The 15,216-nt window shown below is 72.5% G+C and carries 9 protein-coding genes; 6 read left to right on the top strand and 3 right to left on the bottom strand.

Translation table 11 applies throughout. The annotated features are described in order from the left end of the window. Nucleotides 1-88 precede the first annotated feature (88 nt). The 3 genes from ACFQLX_RS00475 (at nucleotide 89) to ACFQLX_RS00465 (ending at nucleotide 7,177) form a co-directional block, all read left to right on the top strand. Nucleotides 89-805, top strand: coding sequence for a VIT1/CCC1 transporter family protein (locus ACFQLX_RS00475; protein ID WP_386410325.1), 717 nt, complete (start codon nucleotides 89-91; stop codon nucleotides 803-805). 335 nt (nucleotides 806-1,140) lie between these two features. Continuing rightward, nucleotides 1,141-5,724: a glutamate synthase large subunit gene (gltB, locus tag ACFQLX_RS00470; protein WP_386410322.1), complete on the top strand. Its 4,584-nt coding sequence runs from the start codon at nucleotides 1,141-1,143 to the stop codon at nucleotides 5,722-5,724. Beyond that, complete coding sequence (locus ACFQLX_RS00465) at nucleotides 5,717-7,177, top strand: glutamate synthase subunit beta (RefSeq protein WP_386410319.1); 1,461 nt, start codon at nucleotides 5,717-5,719, stop codon at nucleotides 7,175-7,177. Before gltB ends, ACFQLX_RS00465 begins: the two co-directional genes overlap by 8 nt. A 65-nt stretch (nucleotides 7,178-7,242) precedes the next feature. On the opposite strand, the gene ACFQLX_RS00460 is transcribed toward ACFQLX_RS00465, so the two are convergent. Together ACFQLX_RS00460 and ACFQLX_RS00455 are read right to left on the bottom strand one after the other, a co-directional pair. Next, on the bottom strand, nucleotides 7,243-8,151 hold the full coding sequence (locus ACFQLX_RS00460; RefSeq protein ID WP_386410316.1) for a rhomboid family intramembrane serine protease: 909 nt from the start codon (nucleotides 8,149-8,151) through the stop codon (nucleotides 7,243-7,245). 88 nt (nucleotides 8,152-8,239) lie between these two features. Further along, nucleotides 8,240-9,994, bottom strand: a complete 1,755-nt coding sequence (locus ACFQLX_RS00455) for a glycoside hydrolase family 35 protein (RefSeq protein WP_386410313.1) — start codon at nucleotides 9,992-9,994, stop codon at nucleotides 8,240-8,242. A 220-nt stretch (nucleotides 9,995-10,214) separates the two neighbouring features. Here ACFQLX_RS00455 and ACFQLX_RS00450 point away from each other — a divergent pair, with 220 nt between their 5' ends. Continuing rightward, the gene (locus tag ACFQLX_RS00450) at nucleotides 10,215-11,084 is read left to right on the top strand and encodes a helix-turn-helix domain-containing protein (RefSeq protein ID WP_386410663.1); all 870 of its coding nucleotides are present in this window, start codon (nucleotides 10,215-10,217) and stop codon (nucleotides 11,082-11,084) included. Nucleotides 11,085-11,117: 33 nt separating this feature from the next. Here ACFQLX_RS00450 and ACFQLX_RS00445 read toward each other — a convergent pair whose 3' ends face one another. Continuing rightward, complete coding sequence (locus ACFQLX_RS00445) at nucleotides 11,118-12,083, bottom strand: DMT family transporter (protein WP_386410310.1); 966 nt, start codon at nucleotides 12,081-12,083, stop codon at nucleotides 11,118-11,120. 57 nt (nucleotides 12,084-12,140) lie between these two features. Here ACFQLX_RS00445 and ACFQLX_RS00440 point away from each other — a divergent pair, with 57 nt between their 5' ends. Both ACFQLX_RS00440 and pepN read left to right on the top strand, forming a co-directional pair. Next, nucleotides 12,141-12,512, top strand: a complete 372-nt coding sequence (locus ACFQLX_RS00440) for a chorismate mutase (RefSeq protein WP_386410307.1) — start codon at nucleotides 12,141-12,143, stop codon at nucleotides 12,510-12,512. Nucleotides 12,513-12,591: 79 nt separating this feature from the next. Beyond that, nucleotides 12,592-15,075 carry an aminopeptidase N gene (pepN, locus tag ACFQLX_RS00435; RefSeq protein WP_386410304.1) on the top strand — a complete coding sequence of 828 codons (2,484 nt, stop codon included), beginning with the start codon at nucleotides 12,592-12,594 and terminating at the stop codon, nucleotides 15,073-15,075. Nucleotides 15,076-15,216: the final 141 nt, after the last annotated feature.

Below are 15,216 nucleotides of genomic sequence, written 5' to 3'. Positions count from 1 at the left end.
GGTAAGTACGGCCTTCCTTGCTTGTCGATCTTCCCGGGGCACGCGTACCGTCGAGGAACCCGTCACCCTCGGAGAGGAGCCCGGCCGGATGATCACCGACCAGCGGCCCGCGGAATCGCACGGCCACACCCACCGCGACGTCAACGGCGGCTGGCTGCGCCCCGCCGTCTTCGGCGCGATGGACGGCCTCGTCTCCAACCTGGCCCTCGTCACCGGCATCGCCGGCAGCTCCGTCGCCACGCAGACCATCGTCGTCACCGGACTCGCGGGCCTGGCCGCCGGCGCCTTCTCCATGGCCGCCGGCGAGTACACCTCCGTCGCCTCCCAGCGCGAGCTGGTCCAGGCCGAGCTGGACGTGGAGCGCCTGGAGCTGCGCCGCAACCCGCACGACGAGCAGCGCGAGCTGGCCGACCTGTACGTCGCGCGGGGGGTGGACCGCGCCCTGGCGGCCGAGGTCGCCGCCCAGCTGATGCGCGACCCCGAGCAGGCGCTGGAGATACACGCCCGCGAGGAGCTGGGCGTCGACCCCCACGACCTGCCCTCGCCCACGGTGGCGGCCCTGTCGTCCTTCGCCTCCTTCGCGCTGGGCGCCCTGCTGCCCGTGCTGCCGTTCCTGCTGGGCGCCACCGCGCTGTGGCCCGCCGTGCTGACGGCCCTGGCGGGGCTCTTCGCCTGCGGGGCGGTGGTCTCGCGGGTGACGGCGCGCAGCTGGTGGTTCGGCGGCCTGCGCCAGCTCGTCCTGGGCGGTGCGGCGGCGGCCGTCACCTACGGGCTGGGCGGGCTCTTCGGGGCCGCTGTCGGCTGAGGACCGGGGGAGCGGCGGCCGGTTTTTTCTGTTGTTGCCGCCGCGTTTCGCGATGGTCATCAGCGGGCATGTGACGGAGGCGCGCCGGGCAACGCCGCCCGTGCTCTGCGCTGCACATACGACGTGAAAAGCGTGCCGTCGGACATACCCCGGCCGCCCCGCCGACCGTCCGCATACTGGACCGTAACTTCCACTTTTCGAGAAGCGGGCCATCATGTAGCCTGCACGAAATTTTGCCGACCCAAGACAGCAGAGGGCCAACGTCGTCCCTCGGCACGCGTCCCCAAGCTCATCGAGCGGGGAGACCCCAGGCCAAGACGACGACGGGAGAGCCGATGCGCTCAGCATTCACGGCGGCCCACCCTGCCAAGCAGGGGCTGTACGACCCCCGAGCGGAGCACGACGCCTGCGGCGTGGGCTTCGTGGCCACCCTGAGCGGCGAGGCGAGCCACCGGCTCGTCGAGCAGGCCCTCACCGTGCTGCGCAACCTGGAGCACCGGGGCGCCACCGGCTCGGACCCCGAGGTGGGCGACGGCGCCGGCATCCTGCTGCAGGTCCCGCACGCCTTCTTCGACGAGGTCACCGACTTCCCGCTGCCCGAGGCCGGCGCCTACGCGGTCGGCACCGCCTTCCTGCCCGCCGACCCCGAAGCCGCCGAGGCCGCGGTGGCCCGTATCGACGCCCTCGCCGCCGAGGAGGGGCTGACCGTCCTGGGCTGGCGCGAGGTGCCCGTCGCCCCGCAGCTGCTGGGCGCCGGGGCGCGCGAGACGATGCCGGCGTTCCGGCAGCTGTTCGTTGCAGACGGGCACAGCGTTTCAGACCCCGCCGGTGCGCGCGGCATCGCCCTGGACCGCAAGGTGTACGTGCTGCGCAAGCGCGCCGAGCGCGAGGCCGAGGTGTACTTCCCCTCGCTCTCCGCGCGCACCCTCGTCTACAAGGGCATGCTGACCACCGGCCAGCTGGAGCCCTTCTTCCCCGACCTCTCCGACCGGCGCTTCGCCACCGCCATCGCGGTCGTCCACTCGCGCTTCTCCACCAACACCTTCCCCTCCTGGCCGCTCGCGCACCCCTACCGCTTCGTCGCCCACAACGGCGAGATCAACACCGTCATGGGCAACCGCAACTGGATGCGCGCCCGCGAGTCCCAGCTCGCCGGCGACCTCTTCGGCGCCGACATCGAGCGCGTCTTCCCCATCTGCACCCCCGACGCCTCCGACACCGCCTCCTTCGACGAGGTGCTGGAGCTGCTGCACCTGGGCGGGCGCTCACTGCCGCACGCGATGCTGATGATGATCCCCGAGGCGTGGGAGAACCACCCCTCGATGGAGCCCGACCGCCGCGCCTTCTACCAGTACCACTCCACGATGATGGAGCCCTGGGACGGGCCGGCCGGCGTCGCCTTCACCGACGGCACCCTCGTCGGCGCCGTCCTGGACCGCAACGGGCTGCGCCCCGGCCGCTACTGGGTCACCGACGACGGCCTGGTCGTGCTGGCCTCCGAGGTCGGCGTGCTGGACATCGAGCCGGACCGCGTCGTACGCAAGGGACGGCTGCAGCCGGGGCGGATGTTCCTGGTCGACACCGCCCAGCACCGCATCGTCGAGGACGACGAGATCAAGGCGGAACTGGCCGCCGAGCAGCCCTACGGGGACTGGCTGGAGGCCGGCCTGATCGAGCTGGGCGACCTGCCCGAGCGCGAGCACATCGTGCACACCCACGCCTCCGTCACCCGCCGCCAGCAGACCTTCGGCTACACCGAGGAGGAGCTGCGGGTCATCCTCGCCCCGATGGCCAAGTCCGGGGCGGAGCCGATCGGTTCGATGGGTACGGACACGCCCGTCGCGGCGCTCTCCGAGCGGCCCCGGCTGCTCTTCGACTACTTCACCCAGCTCTTCGCGCAGGTCACCAACCCGCCGCTGGACGCCATCCGCGAGGAGCTCGTCACCTCGCTGGTCTCCTCGCTCGGCCCGCAGGGCAACCTGCTGGACCCCGGCGCCGCCTCCTGCCGCAGCGTCACCCTGCCCTTCCCGGTGATCGACAACGACGAGCTGGCCAAGCTCATCCACATCAACGCCGACGGCGACATGCCCGGCTTCACCTCCGTCACCCTCTCCGGCCTCTACCGGGTCGCCGGCGGGGGAGAGGCCCTCGCCGAGCGCATCGCGGCGGTCTGCGCCGAGGCCGACGCCGCCATTGAGGGCGGCGCCCGCCTCATCGTGCTCTCCGACCGGCACTCCGACGCCGAGCACGCCCCCATCCCCTCGCTGCTGCTCACCTCCGCCGTCCACCACCACCTGATCCGCACCAAGCAGCGCACCCAGGTGGGGCTGCTGGTCGAGGCCGGCGACGTGCGCGAGGTGCACCACGTGGCGCTCCTCATCGGCTACGGCGCCGCGGCCGTCAACCCGTACCTGGCGATGGAGTCGGTGGAGGACCTGGTGCGCGCCGGGACCTTCTTCCGCGACAGCCCCGACCTGAGCGCCGAGGACGCCATCGGCAACCTCATCCGCGCGCTCGGCAAGGGTGTGCTGAAGGTGATGTCCAAGATGGGCATCTCCACCGTCGCCTCCTACCGGGGCGCGCAGGTCTTCGAAGCGGTCGGCCTGGACGAGGAGTTCACCGACACCTACTTCCACGGCACCGCCACCAAGATCTCCGGCGTGGGCATCGACGTGATCGCCCGCGAGGTCGCCGCCCGCCACGCGAAGGCGTACCCCGCCTCGGGGATCGCCCCCGCGCACCGCGACCTGGACATCGGCGGCGAGTACCAGTGGCGCCGCGAGGGCGAGCCGCACCTCTTCGACCCCGACACCGTCTTCCGGCTGCAGCACTCCACCCGCACCCGCCGCTACGACATCTTCAAGCAGTACACGCAGCGCGTCGACGAGCAGTCCGAGCGCCTCATGACGCTGCGCGGCCTCTTCGCACTGGCTTCCGGGCGCGAGCCGGTGCCGCTGGAGGAGGTCGAGCCGGTCTCCGAGATCGTCAAGCGCTTCTCCACCGGCGCCATGTCCTACGGCTCCATCTCCCGCGAGGCCCACGAGACCCTCGCCATCGCCATGAACCGGCTGGGCGCGAAGTCCAACACCGGCGAGGGCGGCGAGGACCCCGACCGCCTCTACGACCCCGCGCGCCGCTCGGCGATCAAGCAGGTCGCCTCCGGGCGCTTCGGCGTGACGAGCGAGTACCTGGTCAACGCCGACGACATCCAGATCAAGATGGCCCAGGGCGCCAAGCCCGGCGAGGGCGGCCAGCTGCCCGGCCCGAAGGTCTACCCGTGGGTGGCGAAGACCCGCCACTCCACCCCGGGCGTCGGGCTGATCTCGCCGCCGCCGCACCACGACATCTACTCCATCGAGGATCTCGCCCAGCTGATCCACGACCTGAAGAACGCCAACCCCGCCGCCCGCATCCACGTCAAGCTGGTCTCCGAGGTCGGGGTGGGCACCATCGCCGCCGGCGTCTCCAAGTGCCACGCGGACGTGGTGCTCATCTCCGGCCACGACGGCGGTACGGGCGCCGCCCCGCTGACCTCCCTCAAGCACGCGGGCGGCGCCTGGGAGCTGGGGCTCGCCGAGACCCAGCAGACGCTGCTGCTCAACGGGCTGCGCGACCGGATCGTCGTGCAGACCGACGGCCAGCTCAAGACCGGCCGCGACGTGGTGATCGCCGCCCTGCTGGGCGCCGAGGAGTACGGCTTCGCCACCGCGCCGCTGGTCGTCTCCGGCTGCGTCATGATGCGCGTCTGCCACCTCGACACCTGCCCCGTCGGCATCGCCACCCAGAACCCGGTGCTGCGCGAACGCTTCACCGGCAAGGCCGAGTTCGTGGTGAACTTCTTCGAGTTCATCGCCCAGGAGGTCCGCGAACTCCTCGCCGGGCTGGGCTTCCGCAGCCTGCGCGAGGCCGTCGGCCACGCCGAGGTCCTCGACACCTCCCGCGCGGTGGACCACTGGAAGGCCCAGGGTCTGGACCTGGCCCCGCTGCTGCACGTACCGGAGCTGCCCGACGGCGCCGTGCGCCACCAGCTGACCGCCCAGGACCACGGCCTGGAGAAGGCCCTCGACAACGAGCTGATCAGGCTCGCCGCCGACGCCCTGTCCGCACCCTCCGCCGAGGAGGCCCAGCCGGTACGGGCCCGCGTCCCCATCCGCAACATCAACCGCACCGTCGGCACCATGCTCGGCCACGAGGTGACCCGCAAGTTCGGCGGCGGCGGACTGCCCGACGACACCATCGACTTCACCTTCACCGGCTCCGCCGGCCAGTCCTTCGGCGCCTTCCTCCCGCGCGGCATCACCCTGCGCCTGGAGGGCGACGCCAACGACTACGTCGCCAAGGGCCTCTCCGGCGGGCGCGTCGTCGTACGCCCCGACCGGCGCGCCGACCACCTCGCCGAGTACAGCGTCATCGCCGGCAACACCCTCGCCTACGGGGCCACCGGCGGCGAGCTGTTCGTACGCGGACGCTCCGGCGAGCGGTTCTGCGTACGCAACTCCGGGGCACTGGTCGTCGCCGAGGGCACCGGCGACCACGCCTGCGAGTACATGACCGGCGGCACCGCCGTCATCCTCGGCCCCACCGGCCGCAACATCGCCGCCGGCATGTCCGGCGGCACCGCCTACGTCATCGACCTCGACCCCGCCGACGTCAACGCCGGCAACGCCGACGCCGTCGACACCCTCGACGGCACCGACCGCGAGCGGCTGCACGACGCGGTGCGCCGCCACCACGAGGAGACCGGCTCCACCGTCGCCGCCGCCCTCCTCGCCGACTGGCCCGCCGCCGCGGCCCGCTTCACCAAGATCGTCCCCACCACGTACAAGAGAGTGCTCGCCGCCAAGGACGCCGCCGAGCGGGCCGGTCTCAGCGAGACCGAGACCCACGAGAAGATGATGGAGGCGGCGAGCCATGGCTGACCCGAAGGGCTTTCTCACCACCGGCCGCGAGAGCGCGGCCAGCCGGCCCGTCGCCGAGCGCGTCGGGGACTGGCGCGAGGTGTACGTGCCCGGCTCGCTGCTGCCGGTCATCAGCAAGCAGGCCGGCCGCTGCATGGACTGCGGCATCCCCTTCTGCCACAACGGCTGCCCGCTGGGCAACCTGATCCCCGAGTGGAACGACTACGCCTACCGGGAGGACTGGCGGGCCGCCGCCGAACGGCTGCACGCCACCAACAACTTCCCCGAGTTCACCGGCCGGCTGTGCCCCGCGCCCTGCGAGAGCGCCTGCGTGCTGGGCATCAGCCAGCCCGCGGTGACCATCAAGAACGTCGAGGTCACCATCATCGACAAGGCGTGGGACGCCAACGACGTACGCCCCCAGCCGCCCGAGCGCCTCTCCGGCAAGACCGTCGCCGTCATCGGCTCCGGACCCGCCGGACTGGCCGCCGCCCAGCAGCTCACCCGCGCCGGGCACACTGTCGCCGTCTACGAGCGCGCCGACCGCGTCGGCGGGCTGCTGCGCTACGGCATCCCCGAGTTCAAGATGGAGAAGCGGCACATCAACCGCCGCATCGAGCAGATGCGCGCCGAGGGCACCAAGTTCCGTACCGGCGTCGAGGTCGGCCGCGACATCGACGCGGCGAAGCTGCGCCGGCGCTACGACGCGGTCGTCATCGCCGCAGGCGCCACCACCGCCCGCGACCTGCCCGTCCCCGGGCGGGAGTTGGGCGGCATCCACCAGGCGATGGAGTACCTGCCGCTGGCCAACAAGGTGCAGGAGGGCGACCTCGTCGCATCGCCGATCAGCGCCGAGGGCAGGCACGTCGTCGTCATCGGCGGCGGCGACACCGGCGCCGACTGCGTGGGCACCGCCCACCGCCAGGGCGCCGCCTCCGTCACCCAGCTGGAGATCATGCCGCGCCCCTCCGAGGAGCGCCCCGAGCACCAGCCCTGGCCGACCTTCCCGATGACGTACAAGGTCACCTCGGCGCACGAGGAGGGCGGCGAGCGGGTCTACGCCGTCTCCACCACCCGCTTCGAGGGCGACGCGGACGGCAACGTGGCCTTCCTGCACCTGGTGGAGGTGGAGCTGAGGGAGGGCCGCTTCACGCCGGTCGAGGGCAGCGAGCGCAAGATCCCCGCCCAACTGGTCACCCTGGCCATGGGGTTCACCGGCATCGACCGGGAGAACGGCCTGGTGGAGCAGTTCGGGCTGGAGCTGGACGAGCGCGGCAACGTCGCCCGCGGCGCGGACTTCGCCACCAACGTCCCCGGCGTCTTCGTCGCCGGCGACGCCGGGCGCGGGCAGTCGCTGATCGTCTGGGCCATCGCCGAGGGCCGCTCGGCGGCGCGGGCGGTGGACCGCTATCTGACGGGTGCCTCGGAGCTGCCGGCGCCGATCCGGCCGACGGACCGCTCGCTGACGGTCTGACGCTTTGACCGACTCCGGCGGGCCGGGTCCCTCTCTTCGAGAAGGGGCCCGGCCCGTCGCCGTTCCTACGCCGTGAGGCTCGCGGTCCGTACCACCGTCGCGGCCACCAGGAGCACCAGCACCAGCGCCGGACCCGCGATGTGCAGCCAGGTGCGGTGCTTCTGGGGCGCGTAGGCGAAGAACCAGGCGGTGGCGCCGCCGGCGAGGAGGCCGCCGAGGTGGCCCTGCCAGGAGGTGAAGCCGACGGAGACCACCAGCCAGACCAGCGTGATCAGCAGTATCGAGGTCTCGGGACGGCCCAGGCGCCGGGTCAGCAGGTAGAACGCGGCGATCAGACCGAAAAGCGCCCCCGAGGCACCGACTGCAGCCTGATCGGGCGAGATCACGTACGCCAGCACCGAGCCGCCGAGCGCGGAGATCAGATACAGCGCGAGATAGCGGGCGCGACCCAGTTCCTTCTCGACCTCGGGGCCCAGCGCCCACAACAGCAGCATGTTCATCAGCAGATGCCCCGGCCCCACGCCGTTACCCGGCAGCTGATGCAGGAACGCGCCGGTGAGTAGGCGGTACCACTCGCCGCCTGCGATACCCGCGTCCGGGTAGACGTACAGCGCGCCGCCCGACATCTCGATGGCGCCGCCCCAGACGCTGAACCGCCCGACGAACTCGTCGCCGCCGAGCAACTCCATCCCGTACAGCAGGACGTTGAGGGCGATCAGCGTGTAGGTCACCACCGGCGTGAAGTCCCGCCGTATCGTCCCGCCGAACGCCGTCCGCGCGTGCCGCACCCCCTTGTTGCCCTCGCTCACGCACTCCGGGCACTGGTAGCCCACCGCCGCGTCGCGCATGCAGTCCGGGCAGATCCGGCGCTCGCAGCGCGTGCAGCGGACATGGGTCTCCACGCCGGGATGGCGGTAGCAGACGGAAGCCTCCGCCTGGCCGTCCCCGGGCGTGGGCGTGCTGCTGGCTTCCATCTCGCACCGGCTCCTTCGTCTGCTGGCACACGCGGGCAGGGGGAAGGATACGCGGCGCGCCGCACACCCCTCGAAGGAGTCCGGGGCGCTACGGCAGCGGGGAGATCCGCACCCGGGGCGCGGGGGAGCCGGACAGCTCCAGCACCCACACCTCGTTCGCGCCCTCGCGCAGCACCGGACCGGGGACGTAGAGCCGCGTCTGCGGGCCCGCCGACCAGTAGCGGCCCAGGCACAAGCCGTTGACCCAGACGAACCCCCGCGCCCCGTCGGGGAGTTCGAGCACCGCGTCCCCCGCGCCGGCCACGGTGACCGTACCCGCGTAGAAACCCGCCGCGGCCTCCCCGCCGGGCGCCGCCAGCGGCAGCTTCGCCACCGCCGCCGCGTCGTCGAAGGCGTCCAGGCGCAGCGGCCTGGCACGCACCCCGTGCACGTACTGCCGCTCGTGCAGCAGGCCGGTGGTGACGCCCTTGGGCTCACCCAGGCGCGGGCCGTAGTTGACCCGGCCCAGCGACTCCACCCACAGCTCCACCTCGGCCGGCCCCTCGACCTGACCGATCACCGCCTCCTCCGTCAGCAGCGTCGCCCGCGGCACCCCGTCCACGCAGGCCAGCGCCACATCGCGCAGGCCGCTCACCCGCAGCTCGTACGCCTGGCGCGGGCCCGGCACCGACCAGCTGTAGCGGGCCAGCCCCCGGTCCACGTCCAGCTCCTCCAGCGTCGGCGGCACACCCCCCGTGCGCTCCTCGCCGCCGAGCACCTCCAGTACCTCCGCCAGCGGCGCCCACCGCGCCAGCACCGTCTGCGCCTCCTCGGCCAGCGCGGGCGGCGGGGGAGGGACGTCCGGCAGCGGGCCGTCCGCGTACGGGGCCAGCACCTCGCGGAACGCCCAGAACTTCGGCGTCGGGCGGCCGAACTCGTCGATGGGGGCGTCGTAGTCGTAGGACGTGATGTCCGGCTCCAGCGCGCCCAGATGCTGGGGCCCACCGCGGTTGGCGCCCGACCAGCCCGCGAAGTTCGTCCCCCCGTGCGCCATGTAGAGGTTGACGGAGGCACCGCAGTCGAGGATCTCGCGCAGCGCCTCCGTGGCGCTCTGCGTGTCCCGTACGACCTCGGGGTCACCCCAGTGCGAGAACCAGCCGCACCAGAACTCCATGCACATCAGCGGACCGGCCGGCTGGTGGCGGCGCAGCGTCGCGAACGCCTCGCGGGCCCCGGAGCCGAAGTTCGCCGTCGCCAGCAGCCCGGGGACCGAACCGCCGGTGAGCATGTGGTCCTCGGGGCCGTCGGAGGTGAACAGCGGCGCCGTGATACCGCGCCGCAGCAGCCCGTCGGCGAGATGGCGCAGGTACACCGCGTCGGAGCCGTAGGAGCCGTACTCGTTCTCCACCTGCACCATGATGACCGGGCCGCCGCGGTCGACCTGCCGCTCGACGACCTGGGGGAGGAGCACGTCGAACCAGGCGTCCACCGCGGCCAGGTACTGCGCGTCGCGGCTGCGGACCCGCCGGCCCAGCGGACCGGTCAGCCAGTGCGGCAGCCCGCCGTTCTCCCACTCCGCGCAGATGTACGGCCCCGGGCGCACGATCGCCAGCAGCCCCTGCGCCTGCGCGGCGTCCAGGAAGCGGCCCAGCGCGCCCACGTCGTGCCACTCTCCCGGGCGCGGCTCGTGGAGATTCCACGGCACGTACGTCTCCACGCAGTTCAGGCCCATCGCACGGAGCATCCGCAGCCGGTGCGGCCAGTACTCCTCCGGCACCCGGAAGTAGTGCAGGGCGCCGGAGAGCAGCCGCACCGGGCGCCCGTCCAGGACGAACGCCTCGTCGGTGATCGCGAATTCAGCCACTCTTGCTCCGCAGTCTCGTGCTCGTCGTGCTCATCGTGCCCGCCGTACCCATCGTGCCCATCGTGCCTGCCGTGCCCCACGGCCTGCCCGGGACCCTGACCAGGCCGCCCTGTGATCGCCTACTCTCACCGGGAAGCGGCGGCGGGGTCCATGGACAAAGACGGCCCCCGATTGGACGTAAAACACGAGGAGGGCGGACGCGGTGACCTACCACACATGGATGCGCTACTTCTCACCCGGGCCCGTGCACCTGCGCCTCGGACTGGTCTGCCTGGGCGTGGGGCTCCAGCACGGCACCCTGCCGGCGGTCGGCCCGCGCACCCTGGACCACCACGTCGCCGTGGTGGTCAGCTCCGGCAGCGGCTGGTACCGCACCCCCGACGGCCGGAGCCACACCGTCCGCGCCCCCGCACTGCTGTGGCTCCTGCCGGGCGTCGTCCACCACTACGGCGCCGACCCGCACAGCGGCTGGGACGAGGCGTTCGTCGACTTCACCGGCTCCGCCGTCGCCGCCTACACCGAACTGGGCCTCATCGACCCCGAACGGCCCGTACTGCCCCTCGCCGACACCGTCGCCCCGCGGGCGGCCGTCTCACGCATCGCCCGCGCCGCCCGCCACGGCAACCCGCTGCTGGAGGTCGAGACCGCCGCCGGCGTCCACGAACTGCTCGTGGCACTGCGCCGGGCCCGCGCCGACACCGCCTCCGACGGCGACCCCGTCCTGACCGCGCTGGCCCGCGACGCCTTCCAACCGCTGTCCGTGGCCGAGCACGCCGCCCGCCACCACATGACCACCGCCGAACTACGCGGCGCCGTCCGCCGCGCGGCGGGCTGCAGCCCCAAGGACTACCTGCTGCGCATCCGCCTCTCCCGCGCCAAGGAACTCCTCGCCGCGACGGAGCTGCCGGTGGCGGCGGTGGCCCGCCGGGTCGGCTACGACGACCCCGCCTACTTCTCCCGCCTCTTCACCCGCCGCGTCGGCACCGCCCCCGTCCGCTTCCGCGAACAGCAGGGCCGCACCGTTCCGGGCGGCTGGAGCGACACCGTCCCACCTCCCGACGACCCGCCCCTCATCACCCGCGACCCCTGAGGGACGCCCGCGACGGGGACCGCCCGGCAGCCGCTAGCGCCTCTTCGCCGAGTCCGCCGCCGAGTCCGCCGGCTCCCCGGCCCCGCCCGCGGCCGCCACCCGCGCGGCCCCGCCCGCCCGCGGCCGGCGCGCCACCGCCACCCCCGCCAGACACAGCACACCACCCAGCAGCGTCACCACCCCCGGCACCTCGTCCAGCGCCAGCCACGACATCACCACCACCAGCGCCGGCACCGCGTACGTCGTCGCGCCCAACTTCCCCGCGGTCGTCCGCGCCAGCGCGTACGCCCACGTCGTGAACGCCAGCGCGGTGGGGAACAGGCCCAGATACACCATGTTGAGCGTCGCCGACAGCGGCGCCCCACCCACCTCACCCGCCAACTGCCCGGCGAACGGCAGGCACATCACCGCCCCCACCGCACAGCTGTACGCCGTGACCTGCAGCGGCGAGGCATACCGCAGCGCCGGCTTCTGCGCGACGACCCCCGCCGCGTACGTCGCCGCGGCCACCAGGCAGAGCACCACCCCCAGCACCGAGGAGTGCCCCTCCCCGGCCATCGACAGCCCCACCACCACCGCGCCCACGAAGGACACCGCCATCCCCGCCCACAGCATCGGTGGGAAGCCCTCCTTCAGCACCCACCCGGCGAGCAGCGCGACCAGGATCGGCCCGACGTTCACCACCAGCGCCGCCGTGCCCGCGTCCACCAGCTGCTCGCCCCAGTTCAACGCCACCGCGTACAGCGCGAACCACAGCACACCCGATATCGCGATACCCGGCCACGCACCCCGCGCCGGCAGCCCCTCCCGCCGCACCAGCACCAGCAGCCCCAGCACCAGCGCACCCACCACCAGCCGCCCCAGCGCCAGCGCCCCCGGGCTGTAGTGAACAGCCGCGTCGCGGATCGACACGAACGCCGACGCCCACAGCACCACCGTCACCGACACGGCCGCCAAAGCCGCCCTGCCGAAACCCCGCCCACCCGATACGTCCACCATGCGGGCCACCCTAAGTCCCGGCTCTGACAACCCCCACCGCTTTGTTACGGTGACCCGGTGAGCGAATACCCGGCGGCCCCCGACGGCCTCGACGAGGACGGCGCACGGGCCGAGTTGATCCGCCTGCGCGACAGCATCGACAACATCGACGCCGCCGTGATCCACATGCTCGCCGAACGCTTCAAGTGCACCCAGCAGGTCGGCCGCCTCAAGGCCGCCCACCGCCTGCCCGCCGCCGACCCCGCCCGCGAGGGCCGCCAGATCGAGCGGCTGCGCGAACTCGCCGCGAAGGCCAAACTCGACCCCGCCTTCGCCGAGAAGTTCCTCACCTTCATCATCGCCGAAGTGATCAGACACCACGAGACGATCGCCGCGGACGCCGCGGACGCCGAGGACACAGCCTCCGTCAACGGCGCCCGCACCCGCTGAACGCCCACCCCGCGCCCGTACCCACCCGCCCCCCGCACCTCCCCTCCCCACCCGCCGGGGCATGAGGCAGCATGTCCCCATGCCCGCACTGACGCGCGACGAAGCGCAGACCCGAGCCCAGCTCCTCGACGTCCAGCACTACGCCATCGACCTGGACCTCACCCGCGGCGAGGAGGTCTTCGGCTCCACCACCGTGATCCGCTTCACCGCCCACCAGGACGCCGCCACCTTCGTCGAGCTGAAGCCGGCCACCCTGCACCGCGCGACCCTCGACGGCACCGCACTCGACCCCGCGGCCCTGGACGGCAACCGTCTCGCCCTCACCCTCACCGCCGGCGCACACGAACTGCGCGTCGAAGCCGACATGCGCTACTCCCACACCGGCGAGGGCATGCACCGCTTCACCGACCCCGCCGACGGCGAGACCTACCTCTACACTCAGCTCTTCCTCGACGACGTCCAGCGCGTCTTCGCCGCCTTCGACCAGCCCGACCTCAAGGCGGTCTTCGACGTCACCGTCACCGCCCCCCAGGAGTGGACCGTCCTGGGCAACGGCCGAGCCACCGCCACCGCCCCCGGCCGCTGGACCCTCGCCACCACCCCGCCCCTGTCCACCTACCTCGTCGCCGTCGCCGCCGGCCCCTGGCACTCCGTGGTACGCGAACACGCCGGCCTCCCCTTCGGCCTGCACTGCCGCCGCTCCCTCGCCGAGCACCTCGACCGCGACACCGACGAACTGTTCGCCCTCACCACCGACTGCTACGACCGCTACCACGCCAAGTTCACCGAGCCCTACCCCTTCGACTCCTACGACCAGGCGTTCGTCCCCGAGTTCAACGCCGGCGCCATGGAGAACCCCGGACTCGTCACCTTCCGCGACGAGTTCGTCTACCGCTCCGCCGTCACCGACACCGAACGCCAGGTCCGCGCCATGGTCATCGCCCACGAGATGGCCCACATGTGGTTCGGCGACCTCGTCACCCTCCAGTGGTGGGACGACATCTGGCTCAACGAGTCCTTCGCCGAGTACATGGGCTACCAGACCCTCACCGAGTGCACCCGCTTCACCGACACCTGGACCGACTTCGCCATCGCCCGCAAGGGCTGGGGCTACGACGCCGACCAACGCCCCTCCACCCACCCCGTCGCCCCCGACAACGTCCCCGACGGCGCCGCCGCCCTCCTCAACTTCGACGGCATCTCCTACGCCAAGGGCGCCAGCGCCCTACGCCAACTCGTCGCCTGGCTCGGCGAGAAGGACTTCCTCGCCGGCGTCAACGACCACTTCGCCCGCCACAGGTTCGCCAACGCCACCCTCGCCGACTTCATCGACTCCATGGCCCGCGCCTCCGACCGCGACGTCACCGCCTGGGCCCAGGCGTGGCTCCGTACGACCGGAGTCGACACCCTCACCCCCGAGATCCAGAGCACCGACGACTCCTGGAGCCTCCACATCCGCCACGACGGCAGCCGCCCCCACCACATCTCCGTCGCCGCCTACGACCACGGCCCCGACGGACTGGTCCTGCGGGAGCGCTTCACCCAGGACGTCCCCGGACCGGACACCCCCACCACCCACCCCGGCCCCCGCCCCGACCTGCTCCTCCTCAACGACGGCGACCTCACCTACGCCAAGGTCCGCCTCGACGAGACCTCACTGCAGACCGCACTGCGCCGCCTCTCCGACATCCCCGACGCCCTCAACCGGGCCGTCGTCTGGAACACCCTGCGCGACATGGTCCGCGACGGCGAACTGGCGCCCCCCGCCTACCTCGAAGCAGTGGGCGCACACCTCCCCGAGGAGAGCGACCTCGCCGTCATCCAGGGCGTCCTCACCTTCGCCCGCACCCAGATCGCCGACCGCTACCTCCCGGCCGACGAACGACCCGCCGCCCTCGCCCTCCTCACCACCACCGCCCGCGCCCTCCTCCACTCCACGGACGGCGGCGACAACCCCGGACTGCGCCTCACCGCCGTACGCGCCCTCATCGACTCCGCCACCCAGCCCGACGAGCTGACCGCCTGGCTGACCGCCGGCACCGTCCCCGGCGGACCCGAACTCGACCCCGAACTGCGCTGGCGCACCCTGCTGCGCCTCGCCGTCCTCGGCGCCGCCACCGACGAGCAGATCACCGCCGAACTCGCCGCCGACCCCAGCGCCACCGGCCAGGAGGGCGCCGCCCGCTGCCGCGCCGCCCTCCCCACCCCCCAGGCCAAGGAAGCCGCCTGGAACGCCATGTTCGACGCGGACGACGCCCTGTCCAACTACCTCTTCACCGCCACCGCCCAGGGCTTCTGGCAGCCCGAGCACCAGCACCTCACCGCCGCCTACGTACCGCGCTACTACACCGACGCCGCCACCCTCGCCGAACGCCGCGGCCCCGCCATGGCCGAAGCCGCCGGCCGCCACGCCTTCCCCCTCCCGCACGTCGACCACGCCACCCTCGACCTGGGCGACACCACCCTGCGCGACACCACCCCCACCCCCGCCCTGCACCGCAAACTCGCCGACCAGCTCGACGACCTGCGCCGCGCACTGCGCGTACGGGACACGAAGGACTGACAACCCCCCGCCACCCCATCCGAACGAGGCCCCGCGCAGCTCAGCGCGGGGCCTCACCCTTCGCCCACCCATCCCACGTACGGGCGAACTCCACCCGACACCCGCATAGTTCACGTAAAGCCGAAGTAGCGTAACGATCCC

It is taken from the genome of Streptomyces polyrhachis (assembly GCF_042663125.1).
GTDB lineage: Bacteria > Actinomycetota > Actinomycetes > Streptomycetales > Streptomycetaceae > Streptomyces > Streptomyces polyrhachii.
This window is presented reverse-complemented; position numbering and strand designations above follow the sequence as displayed.